This window comes from Brevibacillus sp. BD137, from assembly GCF_041644655.1.
In the GTDB taxonomy this organism is placed as follows: Bacteria; Bacillota; Bacilli; order Brevibacillales; family Brevibacillaceae; genus Brevibacillus; species Brevibacillus brevis_D.
In genome coordinates, this window is sequence record NZ_JAOTNO010000009.1 from 177,304 (window position 1) to 199,318 (window position 22,015).

Annotated in this window: 27 protein-coding genes and 1 riboswitch; of the genes, 22 read left to right on the forward strand and 5 right to left on the reverse strand. The window is 47.9% G+C overall.

The features are described from left to right. Window positions 1-20 precede the first annotated feature (20 nt). From ODZ53_RS19705 to ODZ53_RS19720, 4 genes are all read right to left on the reverse strand, one after another. Window positions 21-1,427 (reverse strand): nucleoside recognition domain-containing protein, encoded by a 1,407-nt coding sequence (locus tag ODZ53_RS19705; protein ID WP_372679357.1) that lies wholly within the window; start codon window positions 1,425-1,427, stop codon window positions 21-23. Then, a complete protein-coding gene (locus ODZ53_RS19710) occupies window positions 1,405-2,136 on the reverse strand; it encodes a FeoB small GTPase domain-containing protein (protein WP_372679359.1) in 732 nt (243 codons plus the stop codon). Before ODZ53_RS19710 ends, ODZ53_RS19705 begins: the two co-directional genes overlap by 23 nt. Continuing rightward, entirely contained in the window at window positions 2,133-2,387 is a 255-nt protein-coding gene (locus ODZ53_RS19715) for a FeoA family protein (protein ID WP_015893350.1), read from the reverse strand. Before ODZ53_RS19715 ends, ODZ53_RS19710 begins: the two co-directional genes overlap by 4 nt. A gap of 224 nt (window positions 2,388-2,611) precedes the next feature. Next, window positions 2,612-3,487 (reverse strand): dimethylarginine dimethylaminohydrolase family protein, encoded by an 876-nt coding sequence (locus tag ODZ53_RS19720; protein WP_372679361.1) that lies wholly within the window; start codon window positions 3,485-3,487, stop codon window positions 2,612-2,614. A 190-nt stretch (window positions 3,488-3,677) separates the two neighbouring features. On the opposite strand from ODZ53_RS19720, the gene ODZ53_RS19725 reads away from it, so the two are divergent. Both ODZ53_RS19725 and ODZ53_RS19730 read left to right on the forward strand, forming a co-directional pair. After that, window positions 3,678-4,421 (forward strand): IclR family transcriptional regulator, encoded by a 744-nt coding sequence (locus ODZ53_RS19725; RefSeq protein WP_372679363.1) that lies wholly within the window; start codon window positions 3,678-3,680, stop codon window positions 4,419-4,421. 88 nt (window positions 4,422-4,509) lie between these two features. Next, entirely contained in the window at window positions 4,510-5,229 is a 720-nt protein-coding gene (locus tag ODZ53_RS19730; protein ID WP_372679365.1) for a DUF421 domain-containing protein, read from the forward strand. Window positions 5,230-5,275: 46 nt separating this feature from the next. On the opposite strand, the gene ODZ53_RS19735 is transcribed toward ODZ53_RS19730, so the two are convergent. After that, window positions 5,276-6,529 (reverse strand): ATP-binding protein, encoded by a 1,254-nt coding sequence (locus ODZ53_RS19735; protein WP_372679367.1) that lies wholly within the window; start codon window positions 6,527-6,529, stop codon window positions 5,276-5,278. A gap of 202 nt (window positions 6,530-6,731) precedes the next feature. Continuing rightward, a riboswitch (SAM riboswitch) is annotated at window positions 6,732-6,851 on the forward strand. A 382-nt stretch (window positions 6,852-7,233) separates the two neighbouring features. Between ODZ53_RS19735 and ODZ53_RS19740 the strand changes: the two genes are divergently transcribed. The 20 genes from ODZ53_RS19740 (at window position 7,234) to ODZ53_RS19835 (ending at window position 22,011) form a co-directional block, all read left to right on the forward strand. Continuing rightward, a complete protein-coding gene (locus tag ODZ53_RS19740) occupies window positions 7,234-8,256 on the forward strand; it encodes a sugar ABC transporter substrate-binding protein (protein ID WP_188066124.1) in 1,023 nt (340 codons plus the stop codon). Between the two features lie 93 nt (window positions 8,257-8,349). Continuing rightward, window positions 8,350-9,840: a sugar ABC transporter ATP-binding protein gene (locus ODZ53_RS19745; RefSeq protein WP_372679370.1), complete on the forward strand. Its 1,491-nt coding sequence runs from the start codon at window positions 8,350-8,352 to the stop codon at window positions 9,838-9,840. A 1-nt stretch (window position 9,841) separates the two neighbouring features. After that, complete coding sequence (locus ODZ53_RS19750) at window positions 9,842-10,840, forward strand: ABC transporter permease (RefSeq protein ID WP_372679372.1); 999 nt, start codon at window positions 9,842-9,844, stop codon at window positions 10,838-10,840. Between the two features lie 298 nt (window positions 10,841-11,138). Beyond that, entirely contained in the window at window positions 11,139-11,363 is a 225-nt protein-coding gene (locus ODZ53_RS19755) for a hypothetical protein (protein ID WP_372679374.1), read from the forward strand. Then, the gene (locus ODZ53_RS19760; protein WP_172142214.1) at window positions 11,363-11,692 is read left to right on the forward strand and encodes a DUF2085 domain-containing protein; all 330 of its coding nucleotides are present in this window, start codon (window positions 11,363-11,365) and stop codon (window positions 11,690-11,692) included. The genes ODZ53_RS19755 and ODZ53_RS19760 overlap by 1 nt, the downstream gene beginning before the upstream one ends. A gap of 122 nt (window positions 11,693-11,814) precedes the next feature. Then, window positions 11,815-12,558, forward strand: coding sequence for a type I methionyl aminopeptidase (gene map / locus ODZ53_RS19765; RefSeq protein WP_372679376.1), 744 nt, complete (start codon window positions 11,815-11,817; stop codon window positions 12,556-12,558). Window positions 12,559-12,682: 124 nt separating this feature from the next. Then, entirely contained in the window at window positions 12,683-13,240 is a 558-nt protein-coding gene (locus ODZ53_RS19770; protein ID WP_015893337.1) for a DNA-3-methyladenine glycosylase I, read from the forward strand. A 28-nt stretch (window positions 13,241-13,268) separates the two neighbouring features. Further along, window positions 13,269-13,745: a DinB family protein gene (locus tag ODZ53_RS19775; protein WP_372679378.1), complete on the forward strand. Its 477-nt coding sequence runs from the start codon at window positions 13,269-13,271 to the stop codon at window positions 13,743-13,745. Window positions 13,746-14,124: 379 nt separating this feature from the next. Beyond that, window positions 14,125-14,463: a sigma factor-like helix-turn-helix DNA-binding protein gene (locus tag ODZ53_RS19780; RefSeq protein WP_041749652.1), complete on the forward strand. Its 339-nt coding sequence runs from the start codon at window positions 14,125-14,127 to the stop codon at window positions 14,461-14,463. Continuing rightward, window positions 14,409-14,636, forward strand: a complete 228-nt coding sequence (locus tag ODZ53_RS19785) for a hypothetical protein (RefSeq protein ID WP_087348928.1) — start codon at window positions 14,409-14,411, stop codon at window positions 14,634-14,636. The genes ODZ53_RS19780 and ODZ53_RS19785 overlap by 55 nt, the downstream gene beginning before the upstream one ends. After that, complete coding sequence (locus tag ODZ53_RS19790) at window positions 14,633-14,827, forward strand: hypothetical protein (protein WP_015893333.1); 195 nt, start codon at window positions 14,633-14,635, stop codon at window positions 14,825-14,827. Before ODZ53_RS19785 ends, ODZ53_RS19790 begins: the two co-directional genes overlap by 4 nt. A 257-nt stretch (window positions 14,828-15,084) precedes the next feature. Further along, window positions 15,085-15,738, forward strand: a complete 654-nt coding sequence (locus ODZ53_RS19795) for a hypothetical protein (RefSeq protein ID WP_372679381.1) — start codon at window positions 15,085-15,087, stop codon at window positions 15,736-15,738. A 187-nt stretch (window positions 15,739-15,925) separates the two neighbouring features. Further along, the gene (locus tag ODZ53_RS19800; RefSeq protein WP_372679383.1) at window positions 15,926-16,090 is read left to right on the forward strand and encodes a hypothetical protein; all 165 of its coding nucleotides are present in this window, start codon (window positions 15,926-15,928) and stop codon (window positions 16,088-16,090) included. A gap of 16 nt (window positions 16,091-16,106) precedes the next feature. Continuing rightward, the gene (locus ODZ53_RS19805) at window positions 16,107-16,604 is read left to right on the forward strand and encodes a hypothetical protein (protein WP_372679385.1); all 498 of its coding nucleotides are present in this window, start codon (window positions 16,107-16,109) and stop codon (window positions 16,602-16,604) included. After that, the gene (locus ODZ53_RS19810) at window positions 16,604-16,795 is read left to right on the forward strand and encodes a hypothetical protein (protein WP_199926491.1); all 192 of its coding nucleotides are present in this window, start codon (window positions 16,604-16,606) and stop codon (window positions 16,793-16,795) included. Before ODZ53_RS19805 ends, ODZ53_RS19810 begins: the two co-directional genes overlap by 1 nt. Before the next feature lie 2 nt (window positions 16,796-16,797). Beyond that, window positions 16,798-18,135 (forward strand): phage tail sheath subtilisin-like domain-containing protein, encoded by a 1,338-nt coding sequence (locus ODZ53_RS19815; RefSeq protein WP_372679387.1) that lies wholly within the window; start codon window positions 16,798-16,800, stop codon window positions 18,133-18,135. After that, window positions 18,136-18,588 carry a hypothetical protein gene (locus tag ODZ53_RS19820; RefSeq protein ID WP_016741306.1) on the forward strand — a complete coding sequence of 151 codons (453 nt, stop codon included), beginning with the start codon at window positions 18,136-18,138 and terminating at the stop codon, window positions 18,586-18,588. 14 nt (window positions 18,589-18,602) lie between these two features. After that, window positions 18,603-18,989: a phage tail assembly chaperone gene (locus ODZ53_RS19825; RefSeq protein WP_047069578.1), complete on the forward strand. Its 387-nt coding sequence runs from the start codon at window positions 18,603-18,605 to the stop codon at window positions 18,987-18,989. 227 nt (window positions 18,990-19,216) lie between these two features. Further along, window positions 19,217-21,424 (forward strand): hypothetical protein, encoded by a 2,208-nt coding sequence (locus tag ODZ53_RS19830; protein WP_372679390.1) that lies wholly within the window; start codon window positions 19,217-19,219, stop codon window positions 21,422-21,424. Further along, a complete protein-coding gene (locus ODZ53_RS19835; protein ID WP_016741302.1) occupies window positions 21,421-22,011 on the forward strand; it encodes a hypothetical protein in 591 nt (196 codons plus the stop codon). The genes ODZ53_RS19830 and ODZ53_RS19835 overlap by 4 nt, the downstream gene beginning before the upstream one ends. Window positions 22,012-22,015: the final 4 nt, after the last annotated feature.

Sequence of the window (22,015 nt, forward strand, 5' to 3'; positions counted from 1 at the left end):
CAAAGGCTTTTTACTGTTTTTTACACCCAGCCGAGTGCTCTTGCCAACTGGGCAGTCAAGAACGTTACTCCGATCGCAATGGCGAGCGGAATGAGTGCGGATAGTACTGTCCATTTCACACTTTTCGTTTCCTTGTAAATATTGAACAAGGTAGTGCCGCAAGGGTAGTGAAGCAGAGAGAATAGCATCATATTGAGTGCTGTTAACCAAGTCCACCCGTGCTGTAAGAAGACATCCTTGATGTTGTCGAGGCCTTCCACATCAACCATGGCACCGGAGGACATGTACCCCATCAGAAGGATCGGCAGTACGATTTCATTCGCAGGCAAACCGAGAATAAAAGCCATGAGAATGTAGCCATCCAGACCAATGAGTTGCGCAAACGGATCAAAAAAGGCAGCCATATGGGCGAGGATGCTGTCCCCACCGACATAGATATTGCCCAATACCCAAGTGATGATACCGGCAGGGGCGGCCACAATGACGGCTCTTTTCAGCACGCTCCACGATTTATCCTTGCTTGAGATCAGGATCGTTTTCCAAATCTGAGGACGGCGATAAGGGGGCAGCTCCAACGTATAGTGTGTCGGTACTCCGCGCAAGGCTGTTTTGGATAATGTCCAGGAAACTGTAAGAGTGATAGCGATTCCAAAAATAACCATACCCATTACAATGAGAGCAGTAGTCAGAGATTGCCATCCACTTGTCGCGCTGGTCGCCATAAATAAAGAAGACAATAAAATCAGTGTGGGCCAGCGACCATTACACGGAACGAAATTGTTGGTCAGAATCGCCAGCATTCGCTCCCGGGGAGACTCGATAATTCGGGTAGATAGGATGGCTGCTGCGTTACAGCCGAACCCCATCGACATGGTCAATGCCTGTTTTCCGTGTCCGCCAGCATTTTTAAACAGACGATCCATGTTGAACGCTACACGCGGCAGATATCCGAAGTTCTCGAGCAGGGCAAAGACTGGGAAAAAGATAGCCATCGGAGGCAGCATAACGCTGACAACCCATGAGGTACCGCGAAAGAATCCGAGAACCAGAATCCCGTGCAGCCACTCAGGTGCGTGTACAGCTTGAAAGCCAGCAGTCAGATAACCCTCGACAACACCGAACATGTCGGCAAGCATTCCGGATGGAACGTTCGCACCTGCAATTGTGATCCAGAATACTGCGCCTAATATCGCCAGCATGATGGGGTAGCCCCATACTTTGGACGTCACAATTTTATCGAGCTTGTATGCGCGAGACAGCTTTTGCTTGTTTTCGTAGGTCACAGCTTCCTTACAAATGCTCCGACTGGTGCGGTATATGTCACTTACAATCGTGTCCCGAATCTCACTTCCTGCTACTGAGGCGCGGGCCACGGAAAGAAGCGCATCCAGTGGATCGGACGGATTAGTGGCAAATGGTTTGGCCATGGGTCAAGCGCTCCTCTCCGAAAGACTCTGCTGGCTTTTGCATTCGCTCCCGCAAGGTATTCAACAAACTCTCATCGCCATCTAACAACCGCAGAGCGATCCATCTTGTCGGAAAACGACTACCCAAGGTTTTCTCGATGAGCGGTTCCAACTGTGCCAGCTTGGATTCAATCTGATCACTGTAGGTTATCTGTACAGGAGTGGGCACGGTGGTTCCGTTTGCTACCTTCTCCACCTGATCGAGCAAATTCTCGATCCCGATATGATTTCTGGCGGAAATGGCGATACAAGGAACGCCTAATCTTTGCGAGATTTTTTCCAGATCAATACGAATGCCCAGCTTTTTCGCCTCATCGATCAAATTGACGCATACGACGACGCGAGGGGTCATTTCCAACACCTGCAAGGCCAAATTGAGATTCCGTTCCAATGAAGTTGCATCCAGTACCACAATGGTGACATCGGGTTGCTCAAAAATAATGTAATCTCTCGCCACTTCTTCATCCGCCGAGTTGGAATACAAGGAATACGTACCTGGCAAATCGATGATCCGAAAAGTCGTATTTCCCCGAGAGAATTCTCCCTCAGCCATTACGACTGTCTTCCCTGCCCAGTTTCCCGTATGTTGGCGAAGTCCCGTCAATGTGTTGAATAATGTACTCTTACCGGTATTCGGATTTCCTGCCAACGCAATGGTGTATGAACTCATGTTTCGTCACTTCCTACGTACTCCCCGAATATGAGGGAGCTTTCTTCTTTGCGCAGGGCGATGATCGTGTTATTTACCCGAAAGGCAGTGGGATCGCCCAACGGACTTTTTTGCATGACTTCCACGATGTTGCCGGGGACGAAGCCGAGATCCAGCAATCGTCTGCGCAGTATACCCTGAACGTCAATACGATCCAGACAGATGTGGCTACCAATCAAGGCATCAGACAAAGGAATACTGATGGATGGCATGAGGTTCACTCTCCTTTTTTCATTAAGGACAAACTGTTGGCTTAGGGCAAAAATGAAGGTAAAAAAAAGTACACGTAGTCGATATCTTATGATTTTAGTTTAAGGTAAGATTCTTTCCTAGGCAACAAAGTTTTTGCTTAAGGAAACTTTTTGGTCATAGAAAAACTGCACCGCCAATCGTTAAAGGTATCTAACAATGGAGGTGCAGTTCAGTTTGTTAACGGCTAGATTCGTTCCACCGGGCTTGTCAGGCAAGTAGGCCCACCTGTTCCCTTATAAGAAATCTCTTCGCCCTCATACTCGTACACAGTCGCACCTGCGTCGAGAAGGCGTTGCTTCGTAATCGGGTTGCCTGCCACGACCATGCACACACGCGGCGCAAGCGCGAGAACATTACTGCCGAGATTATCGTACTCAGGATCAGGCACCTCGATTAACTGAATGCCTCTGTCGATGAGCAGTTGACGGAAAAATACAGGCATCAGCTTGGAGTAGACGACTGCCAAATCACGATCGACCATGCTGATAATCGACATCAGATGCAAACATTCCGCCGGACCGCGATCATAAGGAAGCTGTACCACGATGATTTCATCCGTGAAATCCTTGACCATTTCCGTAATTTGAACGATAGCCGCTTCGTTCGTACGAAAGCCATGGCCAATCGCGAGTGTTTTATCATCCAGCCAGACGAGATCGCCGCCATCTGACAAGGCATCGCCTGTGAGCTGTCCCAGGATCGGAATATTGTTTTCTTCTAAAAAGGCTTTGTATACTTCTGCTTCTCCCTGTCGGAGCTCTTTACCAGATTTGAGGATGATTGCCCCTTTGGAAGTAAATTTCACCGGGTCGTGGGCGTAAATGGAATCCAGTCCGGTTTTATCGGATTGTGGCAAGTGCAGGACGTTTTCCACATGCTCGCGCAAAATCGATTCGAATTTGGCGTATTCATGCAGAGCACGGTCCCAGTCAGGGCGGTCTGTATAGTTGAAGGTTTTCCACGATTGATCGAGATGTTCTTGACTGATAAATGCTTGATGGGGATGCTTGATGATGACGGTTTTCATCTTCTTGACCATGGATTGGCTGCCTTGGAACATAGTTGCCTCCCTTTTTCCACATTGCAGAATATTATTCATATTTCGAAATGTTCACCATTAGTTTACACATTCTGATTTCTGACTGTCAATCTGCGATTCCTTTCGGGAGTTTTTTTGCGATTCACAAGATTAGAGCAAATGGTTTAACATAGTTTCATAGGTGAAGATAGATAGAAAAGGGGGGATGACCGTGATTCAATCGTTTGATCGAGCGATGGCGATTGCAACGGCACTTTCGTCGGATGAACATAGAAAATGGTGGACGATCAATGATTTAGCGAAGGAATGCCAGCTCCCGGTCAGTACCATTTATCGGCTGTTGTACACGTTGATGAAGCATGGACTGGTAGAGCAGGATGCTGCGACCAAGCAATATACGTTGGGGATTAAATGGATGGAGTTCGGCTTGCGGGTGCTTGATCGGATCGATTATCGGAAGGTGATCAAGCCGATGATCGAGGAGCTCGCCAGAGAAGTGAACGAAAGTGTTTATTTTAGTCAACCTAGCGGACTCGAATCCATTGTCGTCGAACGCGTAGACAGTCAGCACAATATCCGCATCTACGACCAGTTGGGCTTGCGGATTCCAATGCATATCGGTGCGGCCAATAAAGTCGTGCTGGCCCACATGCCTGTGGAAGAAGCCAGACAAACGGTCGTCCAACTCGTGGGTGAAGAGCAGGTGCCAGCTTTTATGGAGAAGCTCCAGGAGATCAGAGGTGCTGGTCATGCGGTCAGCTTTGCGGAGCGGACGGAAAACACGGCCTCTGTCGCAGCACCGGTGATCGACTACAATCAAAAGGTAATTGGGGCGTTAAGCATTGGAATTGTCACGTATGATTTGAAGGAGGAACGACTCCAGTATTTGATTGAACGGGTAAAGGATGTCGCTCTCAAAACCTCGCAACGGCTAGGCGGCCTGTCAAAGGCTTGACTGGCCTTTTTTATTTCGAAACAAATGGGTATTTTTGCATAATACCTTCCCAGAAATTGCATAGTAAAGCGTGAAGGGAGGGACAAACGTGGAAGGATTCGGAGAAACCATGATTGTCATCGGGCGCGTATGTACGATTATTCCTTTATTACTGATCATCACCTTATTCATGGGCAAGCGTTCGATTGGGGAGCTACCTGTTTTTGACTTTATCATCATTATTACTTTGGGCTCAGTGGCCGGAGCTGACATTGCAGAGCCAGATGTCCGGCATATTTCAATTGCAGTAGCGATTGTGACATTGGGGGTCTTGCAACGGGTCGTATCGCAGTTGTCCATTGTCTTTCGCTGGTTTGGCAGAATGGTAACATTTGAACCGACCGTCATTTTCCACAACGGGGCTTTTCACATCAAAAACTTGAAAAAAATCCGCTACTCGCTCGATAATGTCCTCCATATGCTTCGCGAAAAAGATATTTTTGACCTGGCAGAGATTGATTTGGCTATTATCGAGGCAAACGGTCGGTTGACTGTGCTCAAAAAAGTAGAACAGCAGGTCGTAACGAAACAAGACTTGGGCATCCACACTTCTTCAGCGGGAATGTCGCTGCCGGTCATTGTAGAAGGCAAGATTTATCCGGACGTGCTGTCATACCGGAAACGCGATGAGCAATGGCTTGCGCACGAATTGAAGAAAAAGGGGATCGCATCCGAACAAGTCTTTCTCGCGACGATCAATCGCCAAAATGAATTGCAGTTTTCCTTGAAAAACAAAAAAGAACCACAAGTACCCCCGTTGCATCATTAGCGATCGAATGGAAAAAGGCACAGTCCCTCTGCAAAATTGCATGAAGTCACTGTGCCTTATACGGGAGCATAATGGTGAACTTGGTTCCTACTCGTGGTTTACTTGATACATTGACCGTTCCGCCAATCGCATGAATGACATGATAGGAATACGTCAATCCAAGACCGGTCCCAGTTGTTTTCGTAGAAAAGTAAATCGTTCCGAGACGGCTAATCTGTCCTGCATCCATGCCGACGCCGTTATCCTTGATGACCAATAGGGCTTTGTTTCGCTCGATGAGCAAGTCCAGGGAGACTTTTCCGTCCGAAATATCCGAGCACGCCTCGATAGCATTTTTGATGAAATTCACCAACACTTGCTTGAACTCGTCTGGATTGGCCTTGATCGTCACAGGTCTCTCAAAATCTTGCAGCGTAAGCTCCACGTTATGCATATTGGCAAAGGGGAGCATCACCTCGCGGATGGCATGCAAATGCTCGCTAAGATTAATGATCTCATGTCGTTCCTTGAGCGGCTTGGAAATCGCAAGGTACTCGGTCAAAATGGCTTCTGTGCGTTGAACTTCATCGAGACTGATGCGAATGTATTGATCGACTTTTACTAAATTTTCCGGAGATTCCTGTATTAATTTCAAGAATCCTTTGACTGCTGTCAGCGGATTGCGAACCTCGTGTGCGAGCGATGCAGCAACATGGCTCATCGTCTGGATTTTTTCGTTTTGCGCGTGGCGGATAAACAGCTCCTTATCCGAAACGCATTTGCTGAAAAGCGACATTAATAACCAGAGGCCGAAAAAGTTTTGAATAGGAATCGCTATGGTGTAGTAAACGAGGTGTTGAGTTACATACGTGGGAAAAAAGTAATAAGTAGTCCCTAAAGCAACCGTAGAAAAAATCGCACTCGTCATAAAAAGATACAGTGTTTTCCGATAACTGGCTTTGTAGTGTCGATACAAAAAGAGTGACAACACAAAATTGACTGTAAGGATCAGCAAGGCAACCCATGTTCCTTCGCCACCAAGGTAGTACCGATAAACCAAGGATTCAATCAGAAGGAGCAAGGCAATCTCGATTCCGCCATAAACGAGTCCGAAAAATATGATGACATGTCGGATATCAAAAAACATGCCATTCGTGACACTCGGGGCGAAGGTCATCGCGAGAAACATGCAGGCTGAGCTGGTGATGGCAATAAAGGAACGGCTGTAGTTCCTCATTTTGTCACGGTAATAAATGTTGAAAAACACAAACGGGATAATGGCGAAAAACCATTGAAGAATAACTTCTTTTAATAGACTCATGTAGCATCCCCATCGCAAATATTTGCTAGGCTTGTATCAATCTACGATAATTCGACAAGACACAACAAAATCCCTCTTGATGTTACAGAAGAAACTGGAATATTTATCAAGAAAATTCTTTCGGTAAACCTAGTTGACAGATAGGTAATTGCCAGATTATATTCTGTATATACTTATACAAACGTTTTGAAAATAGAAACTACTCTTATCAAGAGAAGGCTGAGGGAATGGCCCTATGAAGCCCGGCAACCTAGCACGAGAGAATCCGTTCTTTCGAGCCAAGGTGCTAACTCCAACAGGTAGAATACCTGACAGATAAGAGGCGAGAATCTTGTCGATTTTTGTCCTCTTTCTCTGTGAAAGAGGATTTTTTGCGTAGCTGTCGTGGGGAAGAAGCGCATTTCCAGTCTACACTTCGGCCTCCGCCCCGCTGTGAGTGAAGACTGTCCGCTTCGGAAGAAATGTCGGGAGCGCTTCAAACGCAGAAGGTTCAGGAAGGATTTCATAAGTGAAGCTGAAATTCCCCGCCATTTATTCCGAAGCTGAGATGGGCTCCAGAGGCGCTTGGACTGGAAATGCGCTTCTTCTACGAAGTTTTATTCCTTTTTGAAAGTGAAATCAAAAGAAGCTTCAATCGATTGAGGGGAAACAAAAAAATTTCATCTTGTTATCTGTTTTAAAAAGAAAAAAGGGGGAAAATCTCAATGAAAAAGAAACTCGGTCTGATCACATCACTTGTTTTAGCAGCATCTGTTCTCGTGACGGCATGCGGCAGTGGGGCAACAACGGGAACCGGCAGCACAAACGGCGGTGCCTCGGGAGAGAAGGCAAAGAGAATCGCACTGATCATGCGCCAAAACGTAGGGACGTTCTCCGCTCAATATATCAATGGCGTGAAGACAGAGGTGGAGAAAAACGGCGGCGAGTTGACCGTATTCAACGCAGATACCGATCTGGCAAAAATGGCGTCCAACCTCGATGCGGCTGTGAACCAAAGGTTTGATGGCATTCTGATCGATCATGGTACGGCAGAAGCGTTGCAGCAGGGCACGCAAAAGGCCGTGGATAAAAAAATCCCGGTTGTCCTGTTTGATACAGACATCAACATTCCGGGTGTGCCAGTTGTGGCGCAGGATGACAACAAGTTGGCTGAGCTGAGCCTGGAGAAGCTGGCGGCAGATACAAACGGCAAAGGCAACATCGTAAAAGTTTGGGTAGCTGGCTTTGCGCCCATGGAAAAACGCCAAGTGACGTATGAAGCTTTCCAGAAGAAATACCCGGACTTGAAAGAAATTGCGGCATTCGGTTCTGCTACCAACAATACAGCACTCGATACACAAACGCAGATGGAAGCGATCTTGAAAAAGTATCCGAACAAAGGCGACATCACAGCGGTATGGGCGGCTTGGGATGAATTTGCCAAAGGGGCGACACGTGCCATCCAACAAGCAGGCCGTACGGAAATCAAAGTATACTCCATCGATTTGAGCGATGAGGATTTGCAAATGATCCAGGCAGAAAACTCTCCGTGGGCAGCGACGGCAGCGGTAGACCCATCCAATATCGGGCGCATTCATGCCCAAACCGTGTTCCAAAAAATCAAAGGCGAGCAAGTGCCAGACAACGTGAAGCTGAACCCAGTACTGGTGAAACAAGAAGACCTGCCGAAGGATAAAAAAGTAACGATGGGCGACCTGTCCCAATACGTACAAGAGTGGGGCAAGTAAGAACCAAAATGGCTTTTCCCGTTGAGCTGTATCCGTCAACGGGATTTTTCCTTATAGCGGTGGGAACACGCAGGTTAACAGGAGGTGTGAAAAATGTCCACATTGCAGATGAAAGGGATGGCGAAGCAGTTTTCTGGGGTTCCTGCCCTGCGATCCGTCGATTTTGAGGTGCGCGCAGGAGAGGTTCACGCACTGCTCGGAGCGAATGGTGCGGGAAAGAGTACCCTGATGAAAATTCTCACGGGAGCCTATCAGGCAGATGGCGGTACGATCACCATCGATGGACAGGCCGTGTCGATTCAATCTCCGCAGGACGCCAAAGCACAGGGCATTCAATGTGTATATCAGGAAGTGGACACCGCCTTGATCCCGAATTTGAGTGTCGCCGAAAACATATTGGCGGACCAGCTCGTCCAGGCGAAAACCAAGGGACTGATCAACTGGCAGAGCTTGTACAACGAAACGGAGCAGATTTTAAACAACTTCGGCTTTTCCATTCCGGTGAGGATGCTCGTCGAAGAATGTACGCTGTCGGAAAAGCAATTGATTTTGATTGCACGGGCGACCGTTCAAAAGGCAAAGTATGTCATTTTCGATGAACCGACAGCGCCGTTGAGCACGAAGGAGAGCGAGCGGCTGTTTCAAATTATTGCGCAGTTGAAAAAAGCTGGAGTCGGGATCATTTATATCTCCCATCGCCTGCCGGAAATCTTTGAAATCTGTGATCAGATCACCATCATGCGCGATGGACAGCATGTCGTAACCACAGAGACGGCGAAGACCAACATGGACGAAGTGATCGCGAACATGCTGGGCAAAAGCTTTGACGAGGAGTTCCCGAAGCTTGCAGTGCCGATTGGCGAAACGATTTTTGAGGCAGCAGGTGTGACTGGCGGCAAGGTACACGGAGTCGACTTGCAGGTTCGCGAGGGAGAAATCGTAGGTGTCGTCGGTCTAGTCGGGGCAGGGAAGACTGAGCTCGCCCGATTGCTCTTCGGTGCAGATGAGGAAAAGGCTGGAGCCATTCAATTGCATGGAAAACGTATCCAACTGCGCTCGCCAAAAGACGCCGTCGATGCCGGAATCGTACTCGTCCCGGAGGAGAGGCGCAAAGAAGGGATTTTCGTAGAAGAGTCCGTGCAGAACAACCTGTCTGTCTCCTCGTTGAAAAAGAAGTCCTGGCTCGGTTTTATCAAAAGAGGGGCGGAAGCGGCTAACGCAAAAGAGCTGGTGCAGCGCCTTGGTGTAAAAACAGCCGACATCAAGCAGCTGGTCGGTTTTCTCAGCGGCGGAAACCAGCAAAAAGTCGCGATCGGCAAATGGCTGGATACAAACGCTCACCTCCTTATGTTTGACGAGCCGACAAAAGGAGTGGATATCGGGGCGAAAAGCGATATTTACCGCCTGATTGGAAATCTTGCCGAGCAGAAAAAGGGCGTCCTGTATTTCTCCTGTGAGTTTCAGGAGGTCATCGGGATCGCAGACCGGATTCTCGTCATGTTCGAGGGCAAGATCGTGAAGGAATTGAGTCGCGGGGAAGCAACACAAGAGCTGATTATGTACTACGCAAGCGGAGGTGAGTAACGTGGCAAATAAAAAGTTTAGCTTGTTTGATTTTGTTTACAAATACGGAACGGCTGCAGTCATCGTCATTGTCATGTTGTTATTCAGTCTGACCAACCCGTATTTCTTCACGTACGACAACCTGACGGACATTCTTCGCTCCATCTCGATTGTGACATTTGTCGCGATAGGCGTTACGTTCTCGCTGATTGTCGGAGGCTTTGATTTGTCTGTAGGATCGACGGTTTCATTGACCACGGTCGTTTCTGCTTCGATGATGGTTTGGTACGAACAAGGAGTCTTCACGACTTTGGTTGTTCCGATTGTACTCAGCTTGCTCGTCGGGCTGGTCAACGCTTTCCTGGTCGTAAAAATCCGCATTCCTGATTTGCTGGCTACTCTGGCGATGCTCTACATCGTCAACGGCATTCATATGACGTATTCCCAAGGCTACTCGATCTACGCAAACATGCCGATGCAGGACGGCTCGCAGGCTCCAGGAAAATTCCAGGAATGGTTTCTGTGGCTGGGCCAAGGAGAAATTCTCTCCGTTCCTGTTCCGGTTATCCTGACGTTTTTACTTGTCGCGATTACGCATGTGTACTTGACCTATACGAGACAGGGGCGGATGCTGTACATGACAGGTGGTAATTTGGAAGCAGCTCGTCTGTCGGGGATTCCTGTGAATCGCTATCGTACCTTGGCTTATGTGCTTTCTGCTCTTTTTGCAGGCTTGGGTGGGATGCTCTTGGCAGCGCGGATCGGTACCGGGCAGGTGAGTAGCGGCGGCTCCATGCTGATGGATGCAGTAGCAGCTGCTTTTGTAGGCTTCTCCGTTTTTGGAGCAGGGAAGCCAAATGTGTTCGGTACATTTGTGGGAGCCATCCTGATCGGGGTGCTGCTCAACGGCATGACGATGCTCAATCTGCCGTATTACGCGTACGATATTATCAAGGGGACGGTTTTGGCGCTTGCACTGGCTGTGACCTATTATCAACTGCGGAGAAAACGAAACGCTTAGAATCGTAACGTTCTTCTCATCTTCCTATTATTCCCTTCTCTTTTTTGAAGCTTAGTATTGGTCTTACGCAAGTGAGACAAATGCGAAAGCAATTTCAAATAAAGAGAAGGGATGTTGTTTTTATCGGCTTACATCGGCACGTACAGAGCGGTATAAATATGTGGACGCTATAACAAATCAGCAGGGTCGATGACTTCACGCCCGAACGTAACGCACAGTTGAAACTGCAGATACTCTTTCCCGTAGAAAGAAGGGAAGGGAGAGGGTGTATCTGTTTTTTGTTGGATTAACGCTTTGCATGATCGCATGGATTGCGGGAGGCGTATTTCTGTATCAAGGGGATTATGTTACAGGAGGAGTCTTGCTCATACTTGGTCTTCTCGTTTTCATTAGCATGATCCTCTATTATTCGACAAACCGGAAAAAGCGTAAAAATGGTTCGCCAGATTGCAGCTATCTTCCCGTTGATTGTCCGGATTGTGATACACCAGATTGCGATTGCAAGCCAGATTGTGGGAGTTGATGATGATCAATACACAGTGGATTCCCTGTCATCGACGAGCAGATCGTTCCTTTTCTATCGGTGGTAAGAAAATGCCCCTATGTGCCAGATGTGTTTCGATCCTAGTTGGATACCTGCCGGCGCCTGTTTTTGCAGGAATGCATATCGTGACCTCTTACTATTTGATTGGACTGCTTTTATTGCCCATGCTGATAGATGGCTTTACCCAACATTGGAAGTGGCGAACAAGCAATAACAAGCTGCGTTTTTTCACAGGATTCAGTTTTGGAATCGGACAGTCTTTGCTCATTTCCAATGTCGTTTGGTTTTTGGTAGAGAGACTGGGGTGAAGCTAGATAAGGTCGCAGAGGGTGCTTCTGGGGTTCTTTGTTTTTTCAACAGGTTGCGATTGGCAATGAAAAATGTTCCAATGTAGAGGAATCATTACATTCGTAGGCAGGAGGGAAACAACATGTCGATTCAAAATGAACATGATTTAATTTGTTTGAAGCGGATTGGTAGCATTGTGGCAGAAGCACGGGAGACGATGCTCAAAGCAGTGCGGGCAGGCGTGACAACAAAAGAACTCGACCGGATTGGCGGAGAGATCTTGGCAAAGTACGGAGCGCGGTCTGCACCGAATATTACGTATGATTTTCCAGGGCATACATGCATCAGTGTCAATCACATTGTTGCGCACGGCATCCCTGATGATACAGTTCTGCAAAATGGCGATATCATCAATATTGACGTCTCGGCGGAACTGGATGGTTATTTCGCCGATACAGGTGCTTCAATTGTTGTAGGGGAAGGTGAGCCTGAGAAGCAATCCTTATGCGAATGTGCAGAGGAGTCGCTGTACAAGGCATTGGATGCAGCAAAGGCGGGATCAAAGCTAAGCCAAATTGGTCGCATTGTTCACCATGAGGCTAGGAAAAAGGGCTTTACCGTGGTCAAAAACCTTACGGGCCATGGCATCGGCAAAAGCTTGCATGAAGAGCCTGCTTACATTTTGAATTACTATGACAAAAAGGAAAGACGCTTGCTCACAGAAGGTCTCGTGTTGGCAATAGAAACATTCATCTCAACGGGGACGGAATATGTGGATGATGGCAGGGACGGTTGGGCGCTCATTACGCCTGATAAGAGTTACGTAGCTCAATACGAGCACACCATCGTTGTAACGAAGGGGAAGCCAATTATTTTAACTGCTTGATTGCAGAGAGACCTCGGATAGATGAGGTCTTTTTTTTGTGAAGAAAAACTTGCAAAATACCCAATGATTGTATATTCTTTGTATAGGAATATATGTTCGTATTTGGTGGAGGAGGTTTCTTTCCATGAATCGGTGCGGCTGGGTGAATCAGGACCCTATTTATATGGATTATCACGATCACGAGTGGGGAGTTCCTGTCTATGAGGATCGTTTGCTTTTTGAATATTTGAATTTGGAAGGCGCACAGGCCGGACTGAGCTGGTACACGATCCTGAAGAAGCGGGAAAATTATCGAAGAGCGTTTGATAACTTTGAAGCGGAGAAAATCGTTCAATACGATGAAGCCAAAATCGAGCAATTGCTGACAGACGAAGGCATCGTTCGAAACAGGCTGAAGATTCGGGGCGTCGTGAAGAACGCCCACGCCTATTTGCGGGTTGTGGAGGAGTTTGGGTCTTTTAGTAGCTATCTTTGGTCGTTTGTAGGCGGGAAGCCGATTCATAATCATTTTCAGGAAATGAAGGATGTGCCTGCTTCTACCGAAATCAGCGACAAAATGAGCAAGGACTTGAAAAAGCGCGGTTTTACCTTTGTCGGTTCAACCATTTGCTACGCTTTTATGCAAGCAGTCGGCATGGTCAATGATCACGTAGCGACTTGTGATCTCTATCAAAAAAATTAGGACGAGCTTACGGGGAGGGAAGAATGGCATGAACGAAAATGATCTCTTAATCTTAAATTTTGAGGAAGTAAGGCGTAGAAGCATCAAGGTGTGGAAGGCAATCCCTACAGATATGCTAAAATGGAAGCCCGACGATAAAGCGTTCACGTGCGGAGAAATGATTCGTCATGTCATGGAGGGTGAGTTTTTGTATCACCAGATTTTGATCCAACGGGGAAGCGCTGCCCTGTCTGACATTCCCAATCCGTATGAAACCAAAGAGTTTTCGACCGTAGAAGAAGATTTAGCCTTTGCGAAGCCATATCGAGAAGAGTTTCTCCGCTTCGTCAGAGGGCTGTCCAAGAGCGATTTGGATAGTGTCCGCATTGATCGATCCGATGTAGGCTATGTCCGCACACTTGGAGACATGCTACTGAGAATCGCCTATCATGAGTCGGTACATACCGGTCAACTGCTAGATTATATGAGAACGATGGGCGTTGAACGACCGAATATTTGGGATTAAAAAAGTGCGAAAGATAAAAAAGCAGGCTAGCTCTTCTGTTGTGAATGAGAGAGGAGCTTGCTTTTTTATTTTTATCGTGTTTTTGTGTGATGGACAGATAAAGCTCGAAAAGTATGGAGATTTTGTACTTTTATAGAGTGGGAACATCCGTTGTGTAAGGATAATTTCATACTTCTACACAGGCACGATCTCCACTGGGGATCGTGTTTTTTGACGTTTTATTTAGAATTTATGCAGAAGTTTAATCGGAGAAATTATCTCCAAAAATCTGGTAGAAAGAACTTGAACTTATTACCATAGCATGAGATACTTGTACTACAAAGAGAACGAGTGTTCCTATTTTCGGTTGGATGTTCGAAAAAGACAGAAGGTGAAGCATATGACAGATGAGCAGTTAAAAGAGCATTGCAGAAAGGTGCTCAAAAGGATTGCTTGGCGATTGCAATACGCCGCCAAGAAGCGTTTGTGCAGGGAGACGGTGATCAAAGAAGGGATGCGGGGAACGGAAACGATCGAGGACAATCTGTCCGACCTGTATGTTCAGGAGGTGTTGATGCAGCTCCCAGAAAAAGCCCGGATCATTATCAAGCATGTCGTTATTCAAGGAATGACAGAAGAACAGGTAGCCCAAAAACTGAATATGACCAGACAAGGAGTGAGTAAATGCAAAAACAAATATTTGCGCCAATTGGCCGAGAAGCTGACTCGTTCAGCTTGATCCTCCAAAAAGCACAGTTAGGGGATAATCGGGCCGTACTGACGATCCTCGACTTTTTGCTTCCTGACATGGAGTACCTTGCTTCCTTTATCAAACTACCTCGCGAAGAGAGCATGCAAGAAATGAAAACGGCGATGCTCGAGGCGATCCGTAGTGGAGAAGTGATGCTATGATGACGATTGATTACGTTCAGGTTCTCGCGGTTGTCGTGTGCTTCCTTGCTCTAATCGTCACGTTTAAGCAGGTGGATTTGCAGATTCGGATCAATAATCTGTTCAACCTGCAATTAAAGGCAAACAAAGAGAAAAAGAAAGAGCAGCAGGAAAAAAAGGAGACCCCGACTGACGATCGGAATCCCCATTAATTGCTTGGGGCAAAGAATACAACTGGTGAGTATCCTCTTTGCCCCCTTTCATTATACAAGAAAATGACCATGCAAAGGAGATACGTACGAAATGATAGAAGCAGCATTAATCGGAGCAGTTGTATTATTGGTCGGAGTCATTATCGGACAGATCGGTTTGTCTCAAAGATTAAGAAAAGACGCAAGACTCAACGAAAACCGATAAGCAATAAGCAATCATACGGACTTCATATATATGACCGAGGGGGAATAGTACCTTGATCAGCAAAGATATTTTCATGGAAGCAGTATGCGAGGTGTGTCCGGCAACGTGCTGGGGAAAGAAATCACATTGCCAGGTTCATGATAAGCACGTAGGAAAAATCGATTCTTGCCCGGAGTGGGACAAGTACATGCGGGATCAAGAGACAAAAGGGCAGCAAAAGACATTATCCACAAAAAAAGAAGGTTTTGCCCGGACGAGCGAGCAAGCACCCATTACAGATTTTCTACAAAAGGCGGAGGAAGAAATCCGCGACTACAATTACATGCAGATCGAGATCGTGCGCATCCAGCGTTTTTTGCGTGAAGCAGGGGAAGGAATGGTCGCACAGTACGGACTGGATGCAGGGATGCCGAAAGGAAAAGGCAGCAATGGTGATAAGACGCACGCAGAGGTTGTACGCCGGGAGCGGAAATGGAAGAGGCTACAAAATTTGCAGGATAAAATCGAGCGGATCAACAAAGCGGTTGAGACGATTCCAGGAGAGCAGGAACGGTTGATAGTCGAAGCTTTGCTGGATGGCGACAAGAACAATCTGATTGCCAAAGAAATCGGTGTGTCCCGACAGCGGTATTATGAAATCAAGCGCAGTGCCGTGATGAAGATGGCATGGGCGATGTATGGCGATCAGGTACAGCAGACTGGATGATGAAAAACAGAGCCCGGCTTAATAGATGAAGCTGTCTGATGATGACAGCTTCTTTTTATTTTCACAAGTATGTTGAGGCTGACAAAGGTTGACACTTCCTGACACATCGGGTCATTTTCCCGGTTTTTCCTTCAAATCGGTTATACTTGAGTCAAGCGAAACAAGTAAGAGAGATACGAGCCATCCGATGAAGCTGTCGGGTGGCTTTTTATGTACGCCGCCGACTCAAATGTCCGGCGAGCGGGGAAAACGGCAATTGACGCCACACGATGTTGCGAGTCAAAGCCAAAGGCACTCGCTCCCTGCTCGGCGGGTATTTGCCGTGGATACCTTGCCAAATGAAGTGAAATAGTGGGGGGAAGAGACATGTGACGAAGACAGATGAGAATACCGCAAGTATGGGAGGTGGAAGCTGGATGGATCGTGAGCTAGCTGTCCTCAGTGAGTTGGTGAAGGAAGCGTATCCAGAGCTGTTTACTGTTGTGAATGTGGACGATTGGATGGCGCAGCGATTCCAACCGCCTATCGCGTTTCTTTTGACGCAAGGGGTCCGTGAAGAAGGAAGAAGCCTCACTTCCTATCAGGTGGTCTCAGAAGCAGCCATCGTCCTCCACTATCCAAAGGTAGCGGGCGTCTACCAGCCGCTTTCAGCCGAACCGCTGCGTGAGCTTCTTCGCCAAAGGCAGTTCAGTTATCAAGGCAAGACGTCTGGATTTTCTATCGAGATCGACAGCTCCACCTTGCGTATTTGGCGGGATAAAAAGGATCGGACGGAAATCGCGTTCCAGTTCACCTACAACGTGGCGGTGCAGAGAGCAGTCACAGAAAAAATCAACGAATTTGATGTAGAGGGGGTCCGATCATAGTGGCACGAAAAGAACAACAAGCACAGGCCCCAGAGCTTGTGCAAAACAAACAAGAGTGGATCAAGAGCGCCGCTTACCTTGGAGCCGAACGGTTCGAGGTAGCAGGTGCTCTTTTTTCTGAAGCAGATGATCAACTACTGGCAGAAGGACAAGTGAAGAGCCGACTGACCAAATACAAAGGCGGGGTGTAAGCATGACCATTCAACGTGAGCGTCCGGGTGTAACGGTCGAACTGATCGCAAAAGCAAAAGAACGTGTAGTACCGAAGAGCGGTGTCGTACTGGTACCGTATCAAGCAGAGTGGGGTGCGCCAGATGAGCTGGTGAAGCTGGGGAGCTTTGAGGAGCGACTTGCCCAGACATTTGGCAAGGTCGATACAGTGGAGCTGGCAGCAGAAGGCGGGGCGACGATTCTCGCGTACCGCATGACGAATGGCACAGCCACAAAAGCAGCGTATGAGCAAGCCGATGCAATCAGAGTCGAGGCTCTGTATCCGGGTTTGGTAGGTAACGAGCTGAAGGTTACGATCACGGTCTCGACGTCCGAGCCAGGTAAAAAAGAACTTCAGGTAACAGGTCCGCTGCAAACGGAGAAGTTTTCGTTTGCGGATGCAAATGAGCTGGCAGCGAAAACGAGCCAATCCAACTATGTGCGTGTGAAAAAGCTGGGTGAGACTGCCGTTACAATCGTGCCGGAAACAGCACTAACAGGAGCGAAAAGTGGCACGGTAGCGCTTACCTCAGCTGACTCTACCAAGCTGTTCATGGCTGTGTCCGGAGCTGATTTTGACACGATGTATCTGCCTTTTGACGATGCGGCTGTACAAGCGGCAGCGAAGCAATTCATGAGCGATCGTCGCACACAAAACAAGAAGCTCAGCACGCTGGTAATCGGTGGAAAAGCGGCTGACGATGAGAACATGGCGAAGCACATCGAGCGCTCTGTGGCGCAAAATGCTCGTTTTGTCGTGAACAGTGCTATCGCTGGTCAACACAATAACGGAAAAGTATACGGCAGCCTGGAGTGGGCCGCATGGGTAGCGGGTATGATCGCCGCGACACCTGCGCATGAATCGCTGACGGCCGTCGTCGTTCCATTGAAAAAATCGCTCAAGGATTGGGGGCACACCGATATTTTGAGTGCGCTCGGCTCCGGTACGCTGATCGCAACCCGCGACGGAGATGTGTACATCATCGAGAGCGCCGTCAATACGCTGGCTGTTCTGGGTACGCATGAGCGCGAGGACTACGGCAAAATCCGTGTCAGCATGACGCTGGATCAGATCGTCAACGACATCAGCCAAGTCGGCAAGAAATACAAAGGCAAGCTCGGCAACAACGATTTGGGCGGCGCGGTGTTTGTCTCTGCCGTCAACGCGTACATGACCGTCCGCGAGCAGCAGGGCGCGATTGATACGGGCTGGACATTTACGGATAAAAAGAATGGCATCGGGGATCGCCGTGGCTTCCTCTTGTCTGCGAAACCGCTTGATGCCATCGAATACTTTGACATTGACTGGGAGGTGCTGTAATTGGCTATTGCACGCGATATTAAACTGAAGAACTGCCAAATTTACGATGAAAACGGAGACCCGATCTTCGGTACCTTGGAAGGAAAAATGGTTCTCAAGGTAGAGTATGGCGACACAAATCGCCTGCAAAAAGGAAAAATCCAAACCGTCAACGACTGGCATGTAGAAGTGACATTGAAAATTACCGCAACCAACGCTGCGTTGAAATACTACTGCGTCGATCAATTGACGCAAGGCAAGACCCCAGTCCTCCCATTCCTGATCGGCGAGACGCTGGACAAGGAAGCCGGCAACTCCGAACGCGTCCGCATTTCCAACATCGTGCTGAACCCAGACGAGATTACGCTGTGGGAAGCCAAAGCAGACGGCAACGATCACGCGACCTACGATCTAAAAGGGATTTCCATTGAGAAGCCAGACTACCTGGATGAATTGCCAACCTACACCGAATAGGAGAGTGCTTGAATATGAACAAAAACAAACTCGAGAAATTTTTGGCCAAAGCCAATGAACAAGCTCCGCGAAAAGAAATCACCGTAACCATCGACGGTGACGAGTGGAAGGTACGCCAACTGAATTTGTCCGAGCTGCGTGATTGCGAACGCATGGCTGACAAGGGAGAGAAAACGGATTGGTTCCTGTACAACGATGCGCGTTTGGTGAAGGCCACCGAGCACGATTTTCCTTGGAATCAGGAAGAGCTGAAGAAAGCGTACAAGGTTGGCACCAAGTATGAGCTCGTCGAGAAAATTTTCCGCGACAACCCAGAAGGCTACACCAAGCTACTCAATGCAGTCCGTGAAGTCAATGCGACCCAAACGGAAGAAGAAGCCATTGAAGAAGCAAAAAACTAATCCGATCTGACGGCGAGGCCTGGCATATTTGCCGCGCTTTTCTAAAAGGCAGAGGCCGCCCGTCGGATCTACTTGAGTACGAAGTCGATTTGTACAAGCAGAAGCTGTTTATTTTTGCTTGTCAGATGATTGAGGCTGAGGATGAGGAAAGGGCTGGGGGATAGATCTCCCGGCTTTTTTCGGGTTCTGCTGGGTGTAGACATCTAGGAGGACAAGGAGGTGAAAGAATGGCAGGAACAATAATGGGAGCGCTTGATTTAGTAGGTAGATATGACGGTTTCGCAAAAGGACTCCTGGGCTCACTAACTCCCTTGATCGAAAAGAGTGTTGGAACAACGCTGAGTTCGGTTGCCCAAGAAGCTCAGGCGACTGAAAGAGAAAAGACACTTTTTGAAGCTGGTGGCAAAAGTAAGGAGCAACTCTTGAAGATAGAAGAGACTTCCATAACCATACGTGAGCTCAACCCTGATATAAAGAAAGATCAAGCATACAGCCTCATGGCCAAAGCTGAACTTGTGCATGCATCCAATGGTTTAAAGTATGCAGAAAAAGCAAGCATGCTGAAATACACGACGCGGTTTACGGAAGATGACATCATGAAAATGATGAGCTCCATTGAGATTTCTACTGGTGATGAAAGTACCGTTAGGCAATCAAATGCCGTTCAGTATTTAAGCAACAAGGGAGGAGGAGCCGCGACTGGAAAATTTGTGGAGTCTATGGCTCATTTCAACCTACAGAATGGCAATTTGCTGAATACGCCTGAAAAAATGGCCGCTACCTATGTTTCAATAGGGAACCTTTTGAATGATTTTAAAACGTATGGTGCGTTATATGAGAATGCAATGAAGATGTCGGATAATGGTGATCTCGCCGCAATTCTTGAGAAGCATTACAAGGCTCAAAATAAGAAGGATGCAAAGGCCAAGGCCGCCCAAGATATAGCAACGCTGAATCGAAGTCTCGCAACAGGGGAGAAAGAAACAATAAATATCGCCCTCGGAAAACTCCTGATGACTTTTTCTAGCATCCAGGATCAAACGTTACAACAACGTGCATTCGATACTTTGAGAGGCGATGCCGGAGATGACATGGCGAAGGGTCTGCGAGAAGTAAAAGATACGGCTACAGGGGCTTTTGTGCCGGAAATGGGGAAAGAGAGCGCATATAAAGTCGGGAATGAAGCGGTGAATGCGCATCAGCTGTCTGCTCAGAACGATGCTTATTATAAAACTGGGCAGGCACAAGCGATGGCGAGAAACGAGGCCATGGAGATCGCGACTCTTTACGCAGAACAAATGTCTGAGATAAATACAGGGATTTCGAAAGCAGCTGAAGGAGTAATGGGCTCGTTTAACTCTTTGAACGAGTCGATAAAAAGTACTACGATTTTTGTCGGAGGAGTACTAATCCTTGGCAGTGCTCTGTACCATATTATATCTCAACTGAGAAAAATCAAAGATCTTCGGACAACCAAAGAAAAGTTTCCTCAAGAAGAGACTGGCGGAAAAGACTGCTGCTGTTGCTGCGATGGCACACAAAGTCCTTCTTCTAAAAAGAAATCAAAGAAAAAAAGTTCTCCGGTTGGCTCTCCAACTGGAGAGAAATCTGCTTCGAATAGTGGTGGGCCCCAAGGACAAGCCGGGAAAACAAAAAACAATGGCCCAACAACTTCTACGGCAGGAAAAAAACAACCGGACGCTGGTGGCGGTAATCCCCAAAAAGAAGCAGAGAAAACTGACGGCAAAAACAAAAATCAAAACAGTGCGCCAACTCCCTCTTCTGTAGGAAATCAACCCGGACCAGATAGTGGCGGCAATCATGCTGAGACTGGTAAAGCTGCCAGCGGTGGCTGGAAAAAAATGCTGAAAGGAGGACTCAGAAGGGTTCCTCTTCTGGGAACTTTACTAGGCGTCACAGCTATTGCAGGCTCAGCGAACAAGCTGGATACTGCAGCACAAGTGGGGGCAGAAGCACTTGGTGGCTGGGGAGGGGCAGCAGCGGGAGCGGCTACTGGAGCAGTTATTGGTTCGGTGTTACCTGGGATTGGTACAGCAATCGGGGGGATAGTTGGTGGCTTTATTGGTGGAATGGGTGGATCAACAGCAGGTGGTGCCCTCTATGATGGGATCAAGTCGTGGTGGCAGAACAAGACTCCTGTGGCATCTGCGGGAGCTGCAGCTATGAAACCAGCAATTCAAGCAGGTCCTGCTGCTCCGAATCACTCGCCTGTTGGTAACTCACCTGGGAATCCGCAGCCTGTCTCCATTGCTATTCCGCAAGTTTCGATTCCACTGCACGTACAAGGCGTACTACAAGATATACCAACTATGTTAAAAATGCTCAGCGATCCATCTGTCGCGCAGAGAATCAAGGACATCATCGAGCGCTCCCTGCTGGATGCAATAGAGACGAGGGGAGGAGTAACGAAATGATCCGTCTACAGGGAAAATATAGGCTGACGTTTCCGGTTACACCTGCGGAAATCCAGTTTCGTGGCTACGGCAACGACATCGAAAGCTCGACATCGATTACGTTATTGTCCGGCAATCGCATCTCTTCCAGACGTCCGAAGTCCATCTCTTTTGACTTCATCTTACCCGGAGACAGTACGGCCCCCTATGTCGAGGTACAAGGCTATCAAGGGCCTAGGCAATGGCTTGCTGGATTGGATCGCTTAACGGGCTCTGAAGCACTTTTGACTATAGACGAGCTTGATTTGGCGTGGAATGTGCTCATCGGGCCATGCGACGGAAAATTCCAAGGGAAAAACGTCGATTTTCATGGCTCGATTGAGCTACCGTTGTTTGTCAAAGATGAGTTCATTACGTGGAGCAATCAGACCCAGCTTTTATCCCCGGGTGCGGTCATCACGCGACAGCAGCCAGCTCGTCCGAACACGAGCGGGAAGGTAGCAAAGAAGACGAAGAAGCAGCAAGCGGCCCCACGGATAGACAGTAAAAGGTTGGAAGATAGGAAAAGAGAGATTCACGAGAAGCTAGAAAGAGAAAACAGAATGTAACGGA